Annotated in this window: 21 protein-coding genes; 1 reads left to right on the top strand and 20 read right to left on the bottom strand. The window is 61.1% G+C overall.

Going from position 1 to position 19,045, the window contains the following annotated elements; genetic code table 11:
• The first annotated feature begins 346 nt into the window (after positions 1–346).
• The gene (locus tag N8H71_RS11670; RefSeq protein ID WP_207985423.1) at positions 347–721 is read left to right on the top strand and encodes a DUF6124 family protein; all 375 of its coding nucleotides are present in this window, start codon (positions 347–349) and stop codon (positions 719–721) included.
• 212 nt (positions 722–933) lie between these two features.
• Here N8H71_RS11670 and flhB read toward each other — a convergent pair whose 3' ends face one another.
• The 20 genes from flhB to N8H71_RS11570 form a co-directional block, all read right to left on the bottom strand.
• Entirely contained in the window at positions 934–2,073 is a 1,140-nt protein-coding gene (gene flhB, locus N8H71_RS11665) for a flagellar biosynthesis protein FlhB (RefSeq protein ID WP_262194103.1), read from the bottom strand.
• A 3-nt stretch (positions 2,074–2,076) separates the two neighbouring features.
• The gene (fliR, locus tag N8H71_RS11660) at positions 2,077–2,862 is read right to left on the bottom strand and encodes a flagellar biosynthetic protein FliR (RefSeq protein ID WP_262194102.1); all 786 of its coding nucleotides are present in this window, start codon (positions 2,860–2,862) and stop codon (positions 2,077–2,079) included.
• A 3-nt stretch (positions 2,863–2,865) separates the two neighbouring features.
• Positions 2,866–3,135, bottom strand: coding sequence for a flagellar biosynthesis protein FliQ (gene fliQ / locus N8H71_RS11655; RefSeq protein ID WP_007951951.1), 270 nt, complete (start codon positions 3,133–3,135; stop codon positions 2,866–2,868).
• Entirely contained in the window at positions 3,132–3,890 is a 759-nt protein-coding gene (gene fliP / locus N8H71_RS11650) for a flagellar type III secretion system pore protein FliP (protein WP_007951950.1), read from the bottom strand. Before fliP ends, fliQ begins: the two co-directional genes overlap by 4 nt.
• Positions 3,890–4,348: a flagellar biosynthetic protein FliO gene (fliO, locus tag N8H71_RS11645; RefSeq protein ID WP_262194101.1), complete on the bottom strand. Its 459-nt coding sequence runs from the start codon at positions 4,346–4,348 to the stop codon at positions 3,890–3,892. The genes fliP and fliO overlap by 1 nt, the downstream gene beginning before the upstream one ends.
• On the bottom strand, positions 4,349–4,807 hold the full coding sequence (fliN, locus tag N8H71_RS11640) for a flagellar motor switch protein FliN (protein ID WP_431768309.1): 459 nt from the start codon (positions 4,805–4,807) through the stop codon (positions 4,349–4,351).
• A 57-nt stretch (positions 4,808–4,864) separates the two neighbouring features.
• Entirely contained in the window at positions 4,865–5,833 is a 969-nt protein-coding gene (fliM, locus tag N8H71_RS11635; protein ID WP_003222890.1) for a flagellar motor switch protein FliM, read from the bottom strand.
• A gap of 9 nt (positions 5,834–5,842) precedes the next feature.
• Entirely contained in the window at positions 5,843–6,346 is a 504-nt protein-coding gene (fliL, locus tag N8H71_RS11630) for a flagellar basal body-associated protein FliL (protein ID WP_230736292.1), read from the bottom strand.
• A 212-nt stretch (positions 6,347–6,558) separates the two neighbouring features.
• Entirely contained in the window at positions 6,559–7,920 is a 1,362-nt protein-coding gene (locus N8H71_RS11625) for a flagellar hook-length control protein FliK (RefSeq protein WP_262194099.1), read from the bottom strand.
• Between the two features lie 105 nt (positions 7,921–8,025).
• Positions 8,026–8,373, bottom strand: a complete 348-nt coding sequence (locus N8H71_RS11620; protein WP_262194098.1) for an Hpt domain-containing protein — start codon at positions 8,371–8,373, stop codon at positions 8,026–8,028.
• A gap of 30 nt (positions 8,374–8,403) precedes the next feature.
• Positions 8,404–10,107 (bottom strand): ATP-binding SpoIIE family protein phosphatase, encoded by a 1,704-nt coding sequence (locus N8H71_RS11615; protein ID WP_262194097.1) that lies wholly within the window; start codon positions 10,105–10,107, stop codon positions 8,404–8,406.
• Positions 10,108–10,112: 5 nt separating this feature from the next.
• Entirely contained in the window at positions 10,113–10,418 is a 306-nt protein-coding gene (locus N8H71_RS11610; protein ID WP_262194095.1) for an STAS domain-containing protein, read from the bottom strand.
• A 101-nt stretch (positions 10,419–10,519) separates the two neighbouring features.
• The gene (fliJ, locus tag N8H71_RS11605; RefSeq protein WP_262194094.1) at positions 10,520–10,972 is read right to left on the bottom strand and encodes a flagellar export protein FliJ; all 453 of its coding nucleotides are present in this window, start codon (positions 10,970–10,972) and stop codon (positions 10,520–10,522) included.
• Positions 10,973–10,978: 6 nt separating this feature from the next.
• A complete protein-coding gene (gene fliI, locus N8H71_RS11600) occupies positions 10,979–12,337 on the bottom strand; it encodes a flagellar protein export ATPase FliI (protein ID WP_262194093.1) in 1,359 nt (452 codons plus the stop codon).
• The gene (gene fliH, locus N8H71_RS11595; protein ID WP_262194092.1) at positions 12,327–13,133 is read right to left on the bottom strand and encodes a flagellar assembly protein FliH; all 807 of its coding nucleotides are present in this window, start codon (positions 13,131–13,133) and stop codon (positions 12,327–12,329) included. Before fliH ends, fliI begins: the two co-directional genes overlap by 11 nt.
• Before the next feature lie 4 nt (positions 13,134–13,137).
• Positions 13,138–14,157, bottom strand: coding sequence for a flagellar motor switch protein FliG (gene fliG / locus N8H71_RS11590; RefSeq protein ID WP_007958288.1), 1,020 nt, complete (start codon positions 14,155–14,157; stop codon positions 13,138–13,140).
• Complete coding sequence (gene fliF, locus N8H71_RS11585; RefSeq protein ID WP_262194091.1) at positions 14,150–15,937, bottom strand: flagellar basal-body MS-ring/collar protein FliF; 1,788 nt, start codon at positions 15,935–15,937, stop codon at positions 14,150–14,152. Before fliF ends, fliG begins: the two co-directional genes overlap by 8 nt.
• A gap of 15 nt (positions 15,938–15,952) precedes the next feature.
• Positions 15,953–16,282, bottom strand: coding sequence for a flagellar hook-basal body complex protein FliE (gene fliE, locus N8H71_RS11580; RefSeq protein ID WP_262194090.1), 330 nt, complete (start codon positions 16,280–16,282; stop codon positions 15,953–15,955).
• Positions 16,283–16,411: 129 nt separating this feature from the next.
• Entirely contained in the window at positions 16,412–17,803 is a 1,392-nt protein-coding gene (locus N8H71_RS11575; protein WP_262194089.1) for a sigma-54-dependent transcriptional regulator, read from the bottom strand.
• Positions 17,804–17,808: 5 nt separating this feature from the next.
• The gene (locus N8H71_RS11570) at positions 17,809–19,020 is read right to left on the bottom strand and encodes a sensor histidine kinase (protein WP_011333046.1); all 1,212 of its coding nucleotides are present in this window, start codon (positions 19,018–19,020) and stop codon (positions 17,809–17,811) included.
• Positions 19,021–19,045: the final 25 nt, after the last annotated feature.

The following is a 19,045-nucleotide window of genomic DNA, read 5'->3' as shown; positions in this document are numbered from 1 at the left end:
GTTTAAAAGACACCTTCAGACACGCCTTACAGGCTACGAATCCTTGCGCCATTGCCTACAGCTACGCCAGAATCCGCCGGCTTGTGCGCCTTGGGGTCGGATTCTATTGTGGATCGGTCGCTGACGAATCAGCGATCGGGTTTAGCGACTCGGTTCGAATTAAAGGTGCACCAGCGTCCCAGGCTTCGTTGCGGATCTGTATGTCTGCAATTTCGTTATGGTGGCTGTATGCGGGAGACCCTTGCGGTCTACCGGGTGCCTTTGACCGGTTCGCTAACCTGCGTACAGCCGCCACCCTTCCTGTTTAGCGACTGGATTTGGCGGCTCCACCCAAAGGAGCTTCACCATGATCAAACCCACACCCAATCCACCCGAAACCGACCCCGCCTCGCCCTACGAATCTGCCGATTCCAGAAAGCTTCACGAAGCCGCCGACCGCGCCCTCGATCACTATCTCTGCCCGCCCGGCTCCACGCCACCACCGCGCAAGACCCGTAGAATGTATGCCGTCACCGCGGACTTCAAAAACGAAGAGCTGCTGGCCGATGCCTGCGAAACCCTCGCTTCAGCCAGAACCATCGTCAATGACTTCACCCACCTCATGCCCGCCTCACAGCGCAGGACGCTGGTGGGCATTGCGCAACTGATCATGCTCGGGGAACTGGCAGTGAATCGGGTGCTGGATAATCTGGAAATACCGCCGTCGCAGACTTCCGCGTAAAGACTTGAGAGATGTGCCGTGGCGGCTGACGCCTTCGCGAGCAAGCTCGCTCCCACAGTGATTTGTGGCGTGCTCATATTTCCCGAGCGACGCCAAACCTGTGGGAGCGGGCTTGCCCGCGAAAGCGGCCTCACAAGCACCACAGATCATCTGTGACATAAAAAAACCGCCACCGGGTTCAACCGGAGGCGGTTTTTTTTACTTCATCAGCATCAGGAATCGCGCCGCAGATCCGGCGGGATCGGCAAGTCATCACTGAGCGGATCCGGGCGCTTGCCCTTGCCGGCCTGGTGCTGGCGAATCTGGTAGACGTAAGCCAGTACCTGGGCGACCGCCAGATACAGACCACCGGGGATTTCTTCCTCAAGCTCGGTGGAGTAATAGATCGAACGCGCCAGCGCCGGCGATTCGAGGAGCATGACATTGTTGGCCACGGCGATTTCGCGGATCTTCAGTGCCAGGAAGTCACTGCCCTTGGCCAGCAGCAACGGCGCCCCGCCCTTCTCCGAGTCGTACTTGAGCGCCACGGCGTAGTGGGTCGGGTTGGTGATGACCACGTCGGCATCCGGGATCGCTGCCATCATCCGCCGTTGCGACATCTCGCGCTGGACCTGACGAATGCGCTGCTTGACCTCCGGCCGACCTTCCTGGTCCTTGTGCTCGTCGCGCACTTCCTGCTTGGTCATCTTGAGCTTCTTGATGCTTTCCCAGATCTGCACGGGCACGTCGACAGCGGCGATGATGATCAACCCGCACGCCAGCCACAGCGAGCTCCAGCCCACCAGCTGCAAGCTGTGAATGATCGCGCGGTCCAGCGGCTCATGGGCGATGCGCAGCAGGTCATCGATGTCCGAATTGAGCACCACCAGCGCCACACCCAGCGTGATGAGGAACTTGGCCAGCGCCTTGAGCAGCTCGATCACGGCCTTCATCGAAAACATCCGCTTGAGGCCCGCCGCCGGGTTCATCCGGCTGAACTTGGGTGCCAGCGAACCGGCGGCGAACAGCCAGCCACCCAGCGCGATCGGCCCGAGAAAGGCCGCCAGCAACAGAGTAATCATGATCGGCTGAATCGCCAGCAAAGCCTGCAATCCGGAACTCATCAGGAACGTCGCCATGGAGCGCTCGTCCATGATCACTTCCCGCGACAGCGTGAAGTTCTGGCGCATCAGATCCATCAGTTCTTCTGCGAGCATGCCGCCAAAAATCAGCAGCGCAGCGGAACCGGCGAGCATGATCGCCAGGGTGTTGAGTTCCTTGGAGCGCGCAATCTCACCCTTTTCCCGGGAGTCCTTCTTGCGCTTCTCCGTGGGGTCTTCTGTTTTGTCCTGACCGCTTTCGCTCTCTGCCATGACTCAGCGCGCCTGTGCCAGTTCGCGTAAAAACTGCAAGGCCTCGGTGGCCAGCGGTTGATACTGATTGAGAATGTCCGCCATCCCGACCCAGACGATGAACAGGCCGAGCACGAGGGTCAGCGGGAAGCCGATGGAGAAAATGTTGAGCTGTGGCGCAGCGCGGGTCATCACGCCAAAGGCGATGTTGACCACCAGCAGCGCGGTGACCGCCGGCAGCACCAGCAACAACGCAGCACCCAGCACCCAGCCGAGTTTGCCGGCCAGTTCCCAGTAATGCGTGGTCATCAGCCCGCCGCCGACCGGCAGCGTGGTGAAGCTTTCGGTGAGCACTTCAAAGACCACCAGGTGCCCGTTCATAGACAGGAACAGCAAGGTCACGAGCATAGTGAAGAATTGCCCGATCACCGCCACCGATACGCCGTTGGTAGGGTCGATCATCGACGCGAAGCCCATGCCCATCTGGATCGCGACGATCTGCCCCGCCACCACAAAGGCCTGAAAGAACAATTGCAGAGAAAAGCCCAGCACCGCACCGACCAGAATCTGCTCGGCAATCAGCAGCAGACCGCTGAGATCCAGCGGACTGACCGCCGGCATCGGCGGCAGGTTGGGCGTGATCACCACGGTGATCGCGAAGGCGAAGTACAGACGGATCCGCCGGGGCACCAGCGTGGTTCCGAAGACCGGCATCACCATCAACATCGAGGCGACGCGAAACATCGGCAGCATGAACGACGCCACCCAGGTGCTGATCTGGGTATCGGTCAACTGAAGCAGCGATTGCATGGCTTAGCCGATGACCATCGGAATGTTTTTGTACAACTGCGTGATGTATTCCATGAACGTCTGCACCAGCCACGGGCCGGCGACGATCAGCGTTACCAGCATCACCAGCAGACGCGGCAGGAAGCTCAGGGTCTGTTCGTTGATCTGCGTGGCGGCCTGGAACATCGACACCAGCAGCCCCACCAGCAAGCTCGGGACCACCAGAATCGCCACCATCATGGTGGTCAGCCACAGGGCTTCGCGAAAGATGTCGACCGCTACTTCTGGCGTCATGGCGATACACCTCCGAAACTGCTGGCCAGGGTGCCGATGATCAGTGCCCAGCCATCCACCAGCACGAACAGCATGATTTTGAACGGCAGGGAAATGATCAGCGGCGACAGCATCATCATACCCATCGCCATCAGCACGCTTGCGACCACCAGGTCGATGATCAGGAACGGAATGAAGATCATGAAGCCGATCTGGAACGCGGTCTTCAGCTCAGACGTCACGAACGCCGGCACCAGAATCGTCAGCGGCGCCTGATCCGGCGTCGCGATGTCGGTGCGTTTGGACAGGCGCATGAACAGCTCCAGATCGCTGGAGCGGGTCTGAGCGAGCATGAAGTCCTTGATCGGCACCTGAGCCTTTTCCACCGCCTGCTGAGCCGTCAGCTTTTCCGCGAGGTACGGCTGCAAGGCATCGTTGTTCACCCGATCGAACACCGGCGCCATGATGAACAGCGTCAGAAACAGCGCCATGCCGGTGAGGATCTGGTTCGACGGGGTCTGCTGCAGACCCAGGGCCTGACGCAGGATCGAGAAGACGATGATGATCCGGGTGAAACTGGTCATCAGAATGACGGCGGCCGGAATGAAGCTCAGCGCCGTCATGATCAGCAGGATCTGCAGGCTGACCGAATACTCCTGCGCGCCCTCGGCGTTGGTGCCCAGAGTGATCGCCGGGATCGACAACGGATCGGCGGCAAATGCCAGCGGCGCGGCCAGCATCAAGGCCAGGGTCAAGACGATGCGCAACGCACCCATTACTTCTTATCCTTCTGATCCTTGCCGAGCACCTTCAACAGATGCTGGGCAAAATCCGGTGTCGCCTTTTCGGCAGCGGCGGGAACTTCAATCGGTTCTTTGAGCACGTGCAGTGCAGTGATGGTTCCCGGGCTGAGGCCGAGCAGGATCTGCTCGTTGCCGACCTGCACCAGCATCAGACGGTCACGCGGCCCAAGCGCGCGGGAACCGATCAGCTCGATCACCTGGCCCTTGCCGGCGGGACCTGCCTGCTGCACCCGGCGCAACAGCCAGGCGAGGAAGAAGATCAACCCCAGCACGAGCAACAAACCCAGCACCAGTTGCGTCAGCTGTCCGGCCACGCCGCTGTTGACGGCCGGCGCAGCCGCCGCTGCCGTGGTCGCCACCGGCTCGGCCGCCAGTACGCTGAACGGCAACGCCAGTGCCAGACCGAACAAAGCACCCAGTACTTTTTTCACTCAGCGCAGCTTCTTGATGCGTTCGCTCGGGCTGATCACGTCAGTCAGACGGATGCCGAACTTTTCGTTGACCACAACCACTTCACCGTGAGCGATCAAGGTGCCGTTGACCAGCACGTCCAGCGGTTCGCCGGCCAGACGATCGAGCTCGATCACCGAACCCTGGTTGAGTTGCAGCAGGTTGCGAATGTTGATGTCGGTGCTGCCCACTTCCATCGAGATCGACACCGGAATGTCGAGAATCACGTCCAGATTCGGACCGTCCAGCGACACTGGCTCGTTGCTTTTCGGCACGCTGCCAAACTCTTCCATCGGCAGACGGTTGGAGCTCGAAACGCCAGCGTCGGCGGCCAGCAGCGCGTCGATGTCGGCCTGTCCGGCTTCACCGGTTTCTTCCAGGGCCGCAGCCCACTCATCGGCCAGTGCCTGATCGTCCTGGGTGTTCATATCGTCGTTCATCATTTGTCCTCGGCGGGCAAAAAACCGGTAAAAAAATTAGAGAGTTGGGGCGCCGCCTCAGCGGCGCTCGATTGGCTCGATCACTTGCAACGCCAGGTTGCCTTTGTGCGAGCCCATCTTGACCTTGAAGGCCGGCACGCCGTTGGCGCGCATGATCATGTCTTCCGGCATTTCCACCGGGATCACGTCACCCGGCTGCATGTGCAGGATGTCGCGCAGCTTCAACTGACGACGAGCGACGGTAGCGCCGATCGGCACGTCGACGTCGAGCACGTCCTGGCGCAGGGCGTTGACCCAGCGCTCGTCCTGGTCGTCGAGGTCCGACTGGAAACCGGCGTCGAGCATTTCGCGCACCGGCTCGATCATCGAGTACGGCATGGTCACGTGCAGGTCGCCGCCACCGCCGTCGAGTTCGATGTGGAACGTGGAGACCACGATCGCTTCGCTCGGGCCGACGATGTTGGCCATGGCCGGGTTCACTTCCGAGTTGATGTACTCGAAGTTGACTTCCATGATCGCTTGCCAGGCTTCTTTCAGATCGACGAATGCCTGCTCCAGCACCATGCGCACCACGCGCAGTTCGGTCGGGGTGAACTCACGCCCTTCGATCTTGGCGTGACGGCCGTCGCCGCCGAAGAAGTTGTCCACCAGTTTGAACACCAGTTTGGCGTCGAGGATGAACAGCGCGGTGCCGCGCAGGGGTTTGATCTTGACCAGGTTGAGGCTGGTCGGCACGTACAGCGAGTGAACGTATTCGCCGAACTTCATCACCTGCACGCCACCGACGGCAACGTCAGCCGAACGGCGCAGCATGTTGAACATGCTGATGCGGGTGTAGCGGGCAAAACGCTCGTTGATCATTTCCAGAGTCGGCATGCGTCCACGGACGATGCGATCCTGGCTGGTCAGGTCGTAGCTTTTGACACTGCCGGGTTCGGCAGCGTTATCGGTCTGTACCAGACCATCGTCGACGCCATGCAACAGCGCGTCGATTTCATCCTGGGACAGCAGATCCTGCACGGCCATGTCGTGTTCCTACTGCAGTACGAAATTAGTGAAAAGCAACTGTTCGATCACCACTTTGCCCAGCTCTTTCTGCGCCACTTCCTGGACGCTGGCTGTGGCCTTCTGGCGCAACATTTCTTGACCGACCGGGGTCGCCAGCGTGGCGAAATCCTGACCGGAGAAGAGCATCACCAGGTTGTTGCGGATTACCGGCATGTGCACTTTGAGCGCTTCCAGATCAGCCTGGTTGCGCGCCAGCATGGTGATGCTCACCTGCATGTAGCGCTGACGGCCGTTCTGGTTGTAGTTGGCCACAAAGGCCGGCGCCATCGGCTCGAAAATCGCCGGTTGCTTGCCGACAGGTGCAGCTTCAGCAGCCGCCTCGGGCTTGCTCTGGGCGCTGTGCATGAAGAACCAGGTCGCCCCCACAGACGTACCAATGGCCAGCAACAGACCCAGCACGATCACGATGATCAGCTTGAGTTTGCCTTTGGTTGCGGGGTCTTTTACTGCTGCAGCTTCGCTCTTCGCCATGCCAATAATCCGTCACTAATCGGGTTTTCACAGTCGCACGGCAAGGCAAGAGCAAGTGTTATGCCAGAAGTGTCGGAGGGGTAGACAGGGGCAACGTAAACAACTGTGGGAGCGAGCTTGCTCGCGAAAGCGGTTTAACATTCAACACAGGTGTTGTTCGTCAAAAAGCCTTCGCGAGCAAGCTCGCTCCCACAGTTAATTTGCCTTGAATATCAGGCGTAGTAGTCGACGGCGCTGGAGCCGATCACGTGAGTGGCCGTAGCCGCCGCTTCAGCGACGGCCGCTGGCGTCAATTCCTCTTCGGCCGAATCCAGACGACCGCCGGCAGCGCTGGTACGACCGCCCTGCCCCTGCTGCGCCTGCTCCTGGCCCTGGCCCTGCCAGCCACGGTTCTGGTCGGAAACGTTGACATCGACCTGCCCCATGCCTTGCTGGTTGAACATGTCGCGCAGGCGATGCATCTGGCCGTCGAGAGCTTCACGCACACTCGGGTGAGCGCTCATGAAGGTCACTTGGGTCTGCTGGTCCGGCACCATGTTCACCCGGATATCCAGACGCCCCAGTTCGGCTGGCTGCAACTGGATGTCAGCCGCCTTCAGGTTGTTGCTCGACAGGTACATGACCCGGTTGACCACTTCTTCGGTCCAGCCGTTCTGGTGCATCGCGATCGGCTGGCTCACCGGCACCGCGTTGGCGGTTTTCGGCGTGGCTGCCTGAGTGAGCGCCGCCAGTCGGTTGGCGAAATCATCCACGCGGGTGTCGCTGGTGGCGGTCTTCAGGTCTTTCAGGCCGTCATCGATCAGGCCGCTGAACGCCTTCTCACCGCCCTGACTGGTGCTGTCCTTGTCAGCCTGCACATCGAGCATGCTGGCCATGCCGGCAGCGAAGTTCTGCGCCGAGGTCAATTCGCCGTCAGCCTGAGTCTGGGCCGTGGCGGCCTTGGGTTGGGACTGGCTGGAGGCGGAAATGTGACCACTCTGCTCCATGGCCATGCGCACGGCGGGAAGCGAATCCAGCGGATCCGCCTCGGGGTCAAAAGACGGGTCAGTGGCTGGTGCCGGATCCTTGACCACACCCGGCAATACCGTCAGGACAGGTTGATCGGTTTCCGGTTTCGCGGCGGTATCGACGACGGGGGTGACTACCACCGGTGCCGTAACGACGGGCTCTACCGCTGCCACCAGTGCCGGATCCACTGGCGCCGTATCGGCAACCGGAGCCGGTACGGTTTCAGCCGTTTCGTCATCGGTCGTGGTCTTGTCGTCCGCTGCCGCCGTCGCCGGTTTGTCGGCGGGCAAGGCTTTGCCGCTATCGGCAACCGCCGGCTCCGGGGCGGCAGACTGATCCTTGCCAACGTCCTTCTTGCCGCTGTTGTCGGCGGCTTTGTCACGGGCAGGTTTTGCCGAATTGTCGACGGTCACCGAGGGCTTGTCAGCCCCCTGATCGGCGAACACCTGAGCGAAGCTGGAGGCCTTGTCCCCGGGCTCTGCGGCCACTGCCGATGATTTGGTCGAGGCAGCTTGTGCCTTGGCCTGGGCGGCGGTCTGAAGAAGAATGTTGGGGCTTGCAGGCATGGCACGGTCTCCGCTGCACTGGGATCGTAGGTACAGTTGAGTTAGTTGACTGCAAGTGCCGGGCCAGTTTCGTCAGAAATCCGGCAAAACCGCCCGACGGCAGGATCAGTGCGTCAGAGAGCGCTGTCGCTCGGCAACATAAACGGGCCGGACATCCGCAAATTCACTATGGATATCGGCGACCAGCTTGATGATTTCAGAAGGACTTTTGTCTTTGGCGTGCTGTTCCAGCTCCTGGCACAGCACCGCTAGACGAATCGCCCCCATATTGCTGCTGCTGCCCTTGAAACTGTGCGCAACGGAAGACAATGCGTCGGCATCGGCAGTCTGCTGCAACTCCCGCAGGCGATTTTCGGAATCGGCGATGAAGGTATCCAGCAATTCCGGATAGCTGTCTTCCATCACTTCCCGCAGCGCGTTGAGCGCCTCGTGGTCCACATGGGTATCAGCCACTTGTTCACTCCTTGATCAAGAATGCGTGGATTATGCCAGAGCCTCCCAGAAAAACTCCACGCGGGCACTGCGACCATCGTCTGACCAGCTGGCGTTGCTGGCCAATTGGCGGATCAGACTGACACCGCGCCCCGACAGACGGACAGCATCGAGCGGTCGCTCCATCACGCGCGAGACATCAAATCCCTGGCCGCTGTCTTCGACACGCACAACCAGACAGCCGCCCGCGCCTTCGGGGCGCACTTGCAGATGCACGCGTACGTAGCCGTCCTGCAGCGCTTCGAGGCGCGAGTTGCGCTGCTCATAATAACGGCCAAAACCCGAAGCATCACGTTTGAGGCTTGAATCAAGACCCAGCACGCCGTGCTCCAGCGCATTCGAGTAAAGCTCCGCCAGCACGCTGTATAACGCTCCGCTCTGGGCCCGCAATCCATGCACCTCCAACAAAAGCTGCAACAGATAAGGCAAGGGATTGAAGCGTTTGAGGGTGGCGCCGCGAAACTCGAAACTCACCGACCAGTCCAGCGGACAGGACTGACCACTGTCGGAATACACCGGTGCCGACGGATTGACCTGGGCCATCTCCAGCAGGCTGACCTCGACCATGCTCACGTCGTCACGGGCCTCGCCTCGAAAATCCTGTAACGCCTGCTCGATTTCCTCGAACAATCGATCCGGCTGGCGATTGGCGGCGAACACCTTGTGCAAGCGCTCGACACCGAACAACTGATCGCTGGCATCGCAGGTGTCGATGACCCCGTCCGAGAGCAGAAACACGCGATCACCCACCGCCATCGAGTGAACCTCGGTGCGGTCGTCGAAAGCTTGCGGACTCAACACCCCCAGCGGCAAGTGCCGCGCCGCCAGTGGCGTGCGCTCCCCCGTGGCGAGGCAATGCAGATAACCGTCGGGCATGCCGCCGTTCCAGACTTCCACCGAACGCCGCTGGAAACTCAGGCACAACAAAGTTGCGCAACAGAACATGTCTACCGGCAGGATGCGCTTGAGCTTGGCATTCATTTCCCGCAGGGTCTCGGCCAGACCGTAGCCCTTGGCGGTCATGCCGTAAAACACCTCGGCGAGCGGCATGGCCCCGACGGCGGCCGGCAAGCCATGACCGGTGAAGTCACCGAGCAACACATGCATGTCCCCGGCCGGCGTGTAGGCCGCCAACAGCAAATCACCGTTGAACAGGGCGTACGGCGATTGCAGGTAGCGGATGTTCGGTGCGCTCAGGCACCCGGAATGCGCCACCTTGTCGAACACGGCCTTGGCGACCCGCTGCTCATTGAGAAGATAATCATGGTGTTTGGCAATCAAGTCGCGCTGTTGCAGCACCGTGGCCTGCAAACGTCGCAGGCGATCCATCGCCTTGATTTTGGCGGCGAGGATCACCTGGTTGTACGGCTTCGCCAGAAAGTCGTCACCTCCGGCCTCCAGGCATCGGGCCAGCGCCTCACTTTCCGTCAGCGACGTCAGAAAGATGATCGGCACCAGACTTTCGCCGGCCAGCGCCTTGATCTGTCGCGCCGCTTCGAATCCGTCCATCACCGGCATCATGGCGTCCATCAGCACCAGATGCGGCTTGTGCCGGGTAAACGCCTCGATCGCTTGCGCGCCGTTGGTGGCCGTCAACACCTCATGCCCCTGCCGCCGGACAATGGTCGACAACAGCAGCCGGTCGGCAGCGCTGTCTTCGGCAATCAGAATCGTCAGCGGCTCTTGCGGCTGCATGGCCGTCAACTGATGTCGAACAGTTTGTCGAAATTGGAGATGGCGAGGATCTTTCGCACATCCGAATTGCTGTTGACCACCCGCACGTCCGAATCGTCGCCACCGGCGTGATCACGCAGCAGAAGCAGCATGCCCAGCGCCGAACTGTCGAGGTAGGTCGCTTCTTTCAGATCGACAACGATGGATTCGGGCTTTTTGACAAGCCGCTCATAAGACTCGCGAAACTCTTGGTGGCGACCGAAATCGAACCGCCCCCTGATTGAGATCGTCAGTTTTTGCCCATCCGGAGACACTTCTGTAACGACTGACATGTACTGGCTTCCTTGTCATTGACGAACGTGTACAAGGTTTAGCACCTGGAGGGGCCATGGGCAAGGCGCGATGGCGTCGGGATCTGTCAGATATCTGCCCGTCAGAACGCCTGATGACGCGGCAAACGCTGGGACAACTCGTCCAGCAGCTTTTGTTCGCGCTTGTCTTCAAGGCGTTGCGCCTCTTCGCGATAACGCTGCACCAGTTTGCGCAGGCCTTCAACCTTGGCGAACGCCTGCTGCCATTCCTCTCGCGCCTTGTCGAGCTTGTTCTGGTGCCATTGCAGGCTCTGGCGCTGCTGATCGACTGCGGTATCGAGTTGCGCCAGAAAGCCCTGAAAACCCAGCAGCCATTGCCCGGTCACACCGGTGCTGCCGCGCACGATCCACTGCTGGGAGTAATCCAGACGAAAGGCATTGAGGTCGGCCAGTTTGCTTTCAGCAACCTTCACCTGCCCCTGAAAGTAGCCCAGGCGCTGCACGGCGGTTTTTTCGGCCTTCTCGGCCATATCCACCACCGGCGCCAGACGCGCGGCTCGACTGACAGCGGCCATGAGCGGTTAGCCGCCCGCCGCCGGGGCAAAAAGGGTTTCGAGATAAGCCTGGCTTTCGCCCATGTTGATTTTGTCGTTCAGCCCCTGCCGCTGGTATCTGACCAACTGCGGCTGCAGGGAAATCGCCAGGTCGGTCTCACGATCACCACCGGCCACATAGGCGCCGACGCTGATCAGATCGCGACTCTGCTGATACCGCGACCACAGCTGCTTGAAGTATTGCGCCCGGGTCATGTGCTCCGGTGACACCACCGCCGGCATCACCCGGCTGATCGAGGCTTCGATATCGATGGCCGGGTAATGCCCTTCTTCGGCCAGACGCCGGGACAATACGATGTGCCCGTCGAGCACACCCCGCGCAGAGTCAGCAATCGGATCCTGCTGATCATCGCCTTCGGACAATACGGTGTAGAACGCAGTGATCGACCCCCCGCCCTTCTCCGCATTACCGGCGCGCTCAACCAGTTTCGGCAGCTTGGCAAATACCGACGGCGGATACCCCTTGGTTGCCGGGGGCTCGCCGATGGCCAGGGCGATTTCCCGCTGGGCCTGGGCGAAACGGGTCAGGGAATCCATCAGCAACAGGACATTTTTGCCTTTGTCGCGGAAATACTCGGCGATCCGCGTGCAGTACATCGCCGCGCGCAGACGCATCAGCGGCGCATCGTCCGCAGGCGACGCCACCACCACGGAGCGCTTGAGGCCCTCTTCACCGAGAATGTGCTCGATGAACTCTTTAACTTCACGACCCCGCTCACCGATCAGGCCGACGACAATAATGTCGGCTTCGGTAAAGCGGGTCATCATGCCCAGCAGTACCGATTTACCGACACCCGTACCGGCAAACAGGCCCAGACGCTGACCGCGACCGACCGTCAACAAACCGTTGATGCAACGGATGCCGACGTCCAGCGGCACGCTGATCGGGTCACGGTTGAGCGGGTTGATCGTCGGGCCGTCCATCGGCACCCAGTCTTCGGCTTTCATGCCGCCCTTGCCGTCCAGCGCACGTCCGGCGCCGTCCAGCACGCGACCGAGCATGCTCATGCCCATCGGCAAGCGACCGGTGTCGGCCAGCGGCACTACGCGGGCACCAGGAGCAATGCCGGCCACGCTGCCGACCGGCATCAGAAAGACTTTGCTGCCGGAGAAGCCCATGACTTCGGCTTCAACCTGGGACGGGTGATAGGTGTCGTCGTTGATCACCATGCAGCGGGTGCCCATGGCGGCACGCAGACCTTCGGCTTCGAGCGTCAGGCCGACCATGCGCAACAGGCGCCCTTCTAGAATCGGCGCACCGGCGATTTCGGTGGCCTCGGCGTAAGTGCTCAGGCGCTTGGCGAAACTGGTGCGTTCAAGGCGCATCGGGGGCGTCCGCGAGCGGCTCGTCAGTGGCCGTTGCCGGTTTTGGCGCTTCAGGCAAGTCCAGACTCAGGTCCGGTGCCGCCGGGTGAAGGGCCTGTTCGTGCAACTGATCGAACAGCTTGTCCATGACCTGGCCGACGCGGGTTTCGATGCTCGCATCGATACGGCTGTGCTCGGTTTCGACCCGGCAGCCGCCCGGCAGCAGGGATTCATCCTCGACGATGCGCCAACTTTCCTCATGGCGCTCACGCAGGGCTTTGACCTGTGCAAAATCCTGCGGATTGACGTATAGCCGCACGTTTTCCACACCCAAGGGCAACAGCTTGAGCGCGTCACGCATGACATGTTCGATCTGCGTCGAGTCGATGGCCAGTTCGCGCTTGATCACCTGCCTGGCGATATGTTGCACGAGGTCGACCAGCGACTTTTCGATCTGAGTGTCCTGCTCGGCGATAGGCTCGAACAGATGCGCCATCAATTGCTCAAGGCTGGCAATCTTGGCAGCCAGGGCCACCTCGGCTTCCTGACGGACCTTGAGCGTGGTGCTGTGGAACCCTTCCTTTTCACCAATGGCGAAGCCTTCGTTGTAAGCCTCCTGACGGATGCTCTCGAGTTCTTCCAGCGTCAGTGGCTGGACTTCCTCCAGCGGCACTTCTTCCATTTCCGGCGGTTCAGGCTCCGGTTCCGGCTCGGGCTCAGGCTTCGGCGGATCGAAGCTGGGCAACGCCCAGGTATCGAAACCGCGGACGTCCCGGGCACGGATCAGATCCGTCACATCGTCGTCGTGCTTTTCCATGGGCTTAAATCATTTCCTCGCCACCCTTGCCACCGAGCACGATTTCTCCGGCTTCGGCCATACGGCGGGCGATGGTGAGGATTTCCTTCTGCGCCGTTTCCACGTCGCTGACGCGCACCGGGCCCTTGGCCTCGAGGTCGTCGCGCAACAGTTCGGCGGCACGTTTGGACATGTTCTTGAAGATCTTCTCCTTGACGCCTTCGTCCGAACCCTTGAGGGCCAGCACCAGCACATCGGAGGACACTTCGCGCAACAGCGCCTGGATACCGCGGTCGTCGACATCGGCCAGGTTGTTGAACACGAACATGAGGTCTTCGATCTGACCGGACAGGTCTTCGTCGACTTCGCGGATCGAGTCCATGAGCTGGCCTTCGATCGAGCTGTCGAGGAAGTTCATGATGTCCGCCGCCCGCTTGATGCCACCCAGGGTGGTGCGCGAGGCATTCGAGTTGCCGGAGAACTGCTTCTCGAGAATCTGGTTCAATTCTTTCAGTGCGGCCGGCTGCACGGTATTCAACGACGAAACGCGCAGAATGATGTCCAGACGCACCTTGTGGTCGAAGTTGCCCAGCACTTCACCGGCCTGATCCGGATCGAGGTACGCGACCACGATCGCCTGGATCTGCGGGTGTTCGTAACGGATCACGTCGGCAACGGCGCGCGGCTCCATCCATTTCAGGCTGTCGAGGCCGCTGGTGTTGCCGCCCAGCAGAATGCGGTCGATCAGGCCGTTGGCCTTGTCTTCACCCAGGGCCTGGGTGAGCATTTTGCGCACGTAGTCGTCGGAGCCGACGCCCAGGCTGGTCTGGTCGCCGACGATGTCGACGAACTCGCTCATGACCTGCTCGACCTGCTCACGGTGGACGTTGCCCATCTGGGCCATGGCCACGCCGACACGCTGAACCTCTTTCGGGCCCATGTGGCGCAGCACTTGTGCGGCATCGGTCGAACCCAGGGACAGCAGCAGAATCGCGGCTTTATCGACCCGGGACAGTTTGGCGACGGCGGCTCGGTTATCACTCATCTGCGTTAATCCACTCTTTCACGACCTGGGCCACACGGCCCGGGTCTTCTGCCACCAGACTCTTGATTGCGTTCAACTGAGCGTCATAGCCTTCGCTCGGGCTCGGCAGCAGGATGCTGGTCGGGCCGCCGAGGCTGACGCGATCGTTGGCCAGTTCACCGTCCAGACCGCCCATGCCACCCAGTTCGACGTCACCGCCCAGACCGGCCAGTTCCTTGCCTTTGCCGCCGCCGGTGATGTTGTTGAGCACCGGACGCAGCACGCCGAACACCAGCACCAGGATGAACAACACACCCAGCACTTGTTTGACGATGTCCCAGAACCATGGCTGGGAGTAGAACGGAATATCGGCGATCACTTCGCCGCGCTCGGCGGAGAACGGCATGTTGATCACGCTGACGCTGTCGCCACGGCTGGCGTCGAAGCCGACGGCGTCCTGCACCAGGCGAGTGAAGCGCGCCAATTCGTCGGCGCTCCACGGCGCACGGGTTGTTTCGCCGTTGGCCGGGTTGATCTTGACCTGATCGTCCACAACGACCGACACCGACAGGCGATTCAGACGACCCTGCTGCTGCTTGGTGTGGCTGATGGAACGGTCGAGCTCGAAGTTCTTGGTGGATTGTTGACGCTTGTCCGCCGGATACGGTGCGAGCATTGGCTGGCCGGTGGCCGGGTCCATGATCTGCTGACCGTTGGCATCAACCAGTGGCTGGCCAGGTTGCACCATGCTCGCCGGGGCAGCAGCGCCACCGGTGGTTTGCGGTGCGGAGGCCGGCGACGGCGGCTGGTTGCTCAGGGCACCCGGTACGCCTTGCGGGCCATTGCTGGCAGTGCGCTGTTCGTTGACCGACTGCTCGCTGCGCAGGGCCGGCTGATCCGGGTTGAACTGCTCGGCGGTCGACTCGACGGCGCTGAAATCCACATCGGCCGACACTTCAGCCTTGTAGCGATCATTACCCAGTACGGGTTGCAGAATGTTGTGCACGCGCTGGGTGAGCATGCTTTCCATGCGACGGCTGTAATCGAACTGCTTGCCGGCCATGGTCATTTCGGAGTTTTCCGCCTGGTCCGACAGCAGGTTGCCCTTCTGGTCGACGACGGTGATCTGCGATTTGCTCAATTCGGGAACGGAGGTCGCTACCAGGTTAATGATCGCCACCACCTGGCCCGGCTCCAGCGAACGGCCGGAGTACAGCTCGACCAGTACCGAAGCGCTCGGCTTGCGCTCGTCACGCACGAACACCGAGCTTTTCGGGATCGCCAGATGCACGCGCGCACCCTTGACGTTGTTCAGGCTGGAAATGGTGCGGGCCAGTTCGCCTTCGAGGCCGCGACGATAACGGGTCGCTTCCATGAACTGGCTGGTGCCCAGACCCTGTTCCTTGTCGAGGATTTCAAAACCGATGTTGCCGTCGCTGGGAGTGACACCAGCGGCCGCGAGCTTGAGCCGCGCACGGGACAGGTCATCGGCCTTGACCAGCAAGGCACCGGAGTTCGGTTCGACGGTGTAGGGAATGTCGGCGGAGGCCAGAGTGTCCATGACCTGTTTGGCGTCCATGCCGGCAAGGCTGCCGTACAGAGGCCGGTAGTCCGGTTGCTGTGACCACAGCACCACGGCAAAGCCAATCGCCACGCTCGCAGCCAGGCCGACCAACAGGCCTACCTGACGCAGCATGGTCATCTCGGAGAGGTTTTCCAGGAAGGACAGGCCGAACAGCGGCGGTTTGCCGTCTATCGGGGTGGCCTTGGCCGGAACGTTATCGGCGACTGCTTCTGCCATGACTCAATCTCGTCCTTATACCGGCATCTGCATGATGTCTTGATAAGCCTGAACCAGCTTGTTACGTACCTGGGTCAGAGCCTGGAACGACACGCTGGCTTTCTGCGAGGCAATCATCACGTCAGTCAGATCGACGCCGCTTTTGCCGATTTCAAATGCGTTGGCCAACTGAGTCGACGCCTGCTGGGTATCGCTGACTTTGTTGATGGCCTGACCGAGCATGTCGGAAAAGCTGCTGCCTGCCACTTCAGGGACGGCGGCAGTCGATTTCGGCTTCGACATGGCGTCCATTTGCATGGCCTTCATGTCCATCATCAACCGATTAAATTCAATACCTTGGCTCATGGTCTACTCTCTTGGGCGGCCCGCAATTTTTTGACACTCACTCGGCGGGTACTCAGGTGTTAGCAACAACGGTGCCAGCTCATGGACACCGCCTTCAGAAAAAGCCGATTCAAACGTTTGCGCGAGCTGTCACGTGGCGAACAGATAGCCTTCGACATCCATGCCCGCATCGCGCATTTGCGCCAGTTTGTAACGCAGGGTGCGCGGGCTGATGCCGAGTTTTTCGGCGGCTTCCTTGCGTCGACCGCGCTCGGTACGCAGGGTGTCGATGATCATCTGGAACTCGCGGCGACGCAGGTCATCGCCCAGCGCACCGGCCGAATCCGCCTCGATTTCCACTTCACGAATGACCGGCGCGATCGGCACCACTGCCGGCAATGGAGCAAACAACGCAGGCCCGGAGAGACAAAAATCCTGCGGCTGGATCAACCCGCCCTGCTGGAGAATCAAGGCCCGCTGGACCGCGTTATCCAGCTCGCGCACATTGCCCGGCCACGGATAACCGATCAGGCACGCTTGCGCCTCGGGCGAGAACTTCGCCATCGCATGCTTCATTTTATTGACGTGTTTGGCCAGCAGACGCTCGGCCAGCGGCAGGATATCGGCGGTGCGCTCACGCAGCGGACGCCAGGCCAGCGGAAATACCGACAGTCGATAATAGAGATCTTCACGGAACCGCCCCGCCGCCACCTCGCCGGCCAGATCACGGTTGGTAGTCGCCACCACGCGAATATCGAGCGTGATCGGCTTGCGTGCGCCGACCCGCTCCACCTCGCGCTCCTGCAACACCCGCAACAGTTTGGCTTGCAGGCCCAGAGGCATTTCGGAAATTTCATCGAGCAGAATGGTGCCGCCGTCCGCCTGTTCGAACTTGCCGGCCTGGGCCGCGATGGCGCCGGTGAACGAACCTTTTTCGTGACCGAACAGGGTGGCTTCGAGCATGTTGTCGGGGATCGCCGCACAGTTGATCGCAATGAACGGCTGACTGGCGCGATGGGATTGCTGGTGAATGTAGCGCGCCAGCACTTCCTTGCCGGTGCCGGACTCGCCGGAAATCAGCACGGTTGAATCGCTGCGTGCAACCCGCGCCGCCAGGTCCAGCAACTGAGCACTGGCAGGCTCGACTGCGACCGGCCCTTCGGCGTCACTCGCCCCCACACTACCCAAAGCGTGACGTGCTACCAGATCCAGCAGAGCCTTGGGTTCGAACGGCTTGACCAGATAATCCGCCGCGCCCTGGCGCATCGCATCGACCGCACGCTCGACCGCACCATGCGCGGTCATCAGCAGCACCGGCAATTGCGGTTGCCGCGCGCGCAGCAGGCCGAGCAACTGATGGCCGTCCATGCCCGGCATGTTGACGTCGCTGACCACCAGACTGAACGCTTCGCACTCGACGGCGCTCAACGCCTCTTCGGCCGAACCCACCGCGTGATAGTCGTGACCGGCCAGCAACAGCGTATCGGCCAGCGCTTCGCGCAACGAGCGGTCATCCTCGACCAGCAGAACTTTGATGCCCATGACCTTCACTCAGCTCCCTGTACAGCAGAAAACAACGGCAGGATGACCTGCGCGCACGTACCGCGCCCGACCCGCGAACGCAGCTGCAATTCTCCCTGATGCGCACGCGCCACAGCCTTGACCACGGTCAGGCCCAGGCCGGTCCCGGTGACTTTGGTGGTGAAAAACGGCTCGCCCAGCCGCGCCAGCACCGCCGCATCAATACCGCTGCCGCTGTCACTGACACACAAACGCAAGGTGTTGTCGCGGGTATAGCAATGCACCTTCAGACGCACCTCACCGGCACTCGCCTGAATGGCGTTTTCAATCAGATTGAGCAGCGCCCCGACCAGCGTGTCGCGATTGCACAGCAACTCGCCGGCATGGCTGTCGCACTGCCAGCGGATCGGCAGATCCTGCACATGGGTCAACGCGGCAGCCTGCAACGACTGCATCAAGGCGTTCGGCGTGACACGGTCGGTCAGTGGCAGCTCGCCACGCGCAAAGACCAGCATGTCACGCACCTGGTGCTCCAGTTCATGCAGACGCTCCTTGAGACGCCCGGCGAAACGCTGCTGGGTAGCGACCGGCAGCTCCTGCTCGGTCAAATGACTGGCATAGAGCAAGGCGGCGGAAAGCGGAGTACGGATCTGATGAGCCAGCGACGCGACCATCCGCCCCAGGGACGACAGGCGCTCGTGACGCGCCAGCTGATCCTGCAAGTGACGGGTTTCAGTCAGATCGTTGAGCAGCACCAACTGCCCCGGCTCGGCATCCAGCGAGCGGGTGGCAATCGACAGGCGTCGACCGTTTTTCAAGGAAATTTCGTGACCGTCATCTTCGCGAGGCGCAAAGCAACGGGCGATGACATGGCGCCACAGCTCGCCTTCCAGCGGCAGGCCAAGCAATTCGATGGCGGCAGGATTGGCCTCGCAAACAATGCCGTGACCGTCGATAACGATGACGCCACCGGGCAACAGATCGAGGAGGTTTTGCAGACGGTTGGCCAGGCGTTCTTTTTCCGCCAACTCCTGCATGCGCTGGGCGCTGACCACGGCCAGCTCGCCCTTGAGCTCGGTGACCCGGGCTTCAAGCATGCTGTAGGAGTCGGTCAACTGGCTGGACATCTGATTGAACAGGGCGAATGCCTGTTCAAGCCCCTGGCGGCTCGCCTGCTCTACGGACGGCAGTTGCCCCGAGGACTCGGGAACAGAAGACATCTGGGAGGCTTGGGGCATTGGGCTCTCTCGCTTGGCTGACCGT

The organism is Pseudomonas koreensis (assembly GCF_025447595.1).
Classification (GTDB): domain Bacteria; phylum Pseudomonadota; class Gammaproteobacteria; order Pseudomonadales; family Pseudomonadaceae; genus Aquipseudomonas; species Aquipseudomonas koreensis_H.
This window is presented reverse-complemented; position numbering and strand designations above follow the sequence as displayed.

Excerpts from the sequence above, each read along its gene's own strand:
- N8H71_RS11670 (WP_207985423.1), top strand. The coding sequence starts at position 347 with ATGATCAAACCCACACCCAATCCACCCGAAACCGACCCCGCCTCGCCC.
- flhB (WP_262194103.1), bottom strand. The coding sequence starts at position 2,073 with ATGGCAGAGAGCGAAAGCGGTCAGGACAAAACAGAAGACCCCACGGAG.
- fliR (WP_262194102.1), bottom strand. The coding sequence starts at position 2,862 with ATGCAATCGCTGCTTCAGTTGACCGATACCCAGATCAGCACCTGGGTG.
- fliQ (WP_007951951.1), bottom strand. The coding sequence starts at position 3,135 with ATGACGCCAGAAGTAGCGGTCGACATCTTTCGCGAAGCCCTGTGGCTG.
- fliP (WP_007951950.1), bottom strand. The coding sequence starts at position 3,890 with ATGGGTGCGTTGCGCATCGTCTTGACCCTGGCCTTGATGCTGGCCGCG.
- fliN (WP_431768309.1), bottom strand. The coding sequence starts at position 4,807 with ATGAACGACGATATGAACACCCAGGACGATCAGGCACTGGCCGATGAG.
- fliM (WP_003222890.1), bottom strand. The coding sequence starts at position 5,833 with ATGGCCGTGCAGGATCTGCTGTCCCAGGATGAAATCGACGCGCTGTTG.
- fliL (WP_230736292.1), bottom strand. The coding sequence starts at position 6,346 with ATGGCGAAGAGCGAAGCTGCAGCAGTAAAAGACCCCGCAACCAAAGGC.
- N8H71_RS11625 (WP_262194099.1), bottom strand. The coding sequence starts at position 7,920 with ATGCCTGCAAGCCCCAACATTCTTCTTCAGACCGCCGCCCAGGCCAAG.
- N8H71_RS11615 (WP_262194097.1), bottom strand. The coding sequence starts at position 10,107 with ATGCAGCCGCAAGAGCCGCTGACGATTCTGATTGCCGAAGACAGCGCT.
- N8H71_RS11610 (WP_262194095.1), bottom strand. The coding sequence starts at position 10,418 with ATGTCAGTCGTTACAGAAGTGTCTCCGGATGGGCAAAAACTGACGATC.
- fliJ (WP_262194094.1), bottom strand. The coding sequence starts at position 10,972 with ATGGCCGCTGTCAGTCGAGCCGCGCGTCTGGCGCCGGTGGTGGATATG.
- fliI (WP_262194093.1), bottom strand. The coding sequence starts at position 12,337 with ATGCGCCTTGAACGCACCAGTTTCGCCAAGCGCCTGAGCACTTACGCC.
- fliH (WP_262194092.1), bottom strand. The coding sequence starts at position 13,133 with ATGGAAAAGCACGACGACGATGTGACGGATCTGATCCGTGCCCGGGAC.
- fliG (WP_007958288.1), bottom strand. The coding sequence starts at position 14,157 with ATGAGTGATAACCGAGCCGCCGTCGCCAAACTGTCCCGGGTCGATAAA.
- fliF (WP_262194091.1), bottom strand. The coding sequence starts at position 15,937 with ATGGCAGAAGCAGTCGCCGATAACGTTCCGGCCAAGGCCACCCCGATA.
- fliE (WP_262194090.1), bottom strand. The coding sequence starts at position 16,282 with ATGAGCCAAGGTATTGAATTTAATCGGTTGATGATGGACATGAAGGCC.
- N8H71_RS11575 (WP_262194089.1), bottom strand. The coding sequence starts at position 17,803 with ATGGGCATCAAAGTTCTGCTGGTCGAGGATGACCGCTCGTTGCGCGAA.
- N8H71_RS11570 (WP_011333046.1), bottom strand. The coding sequence starts at position 19,020 with ATGCCCCAAGCCTCCCAGATGTCTTCTGTTCCCGAGTCCTCGGGGCAA.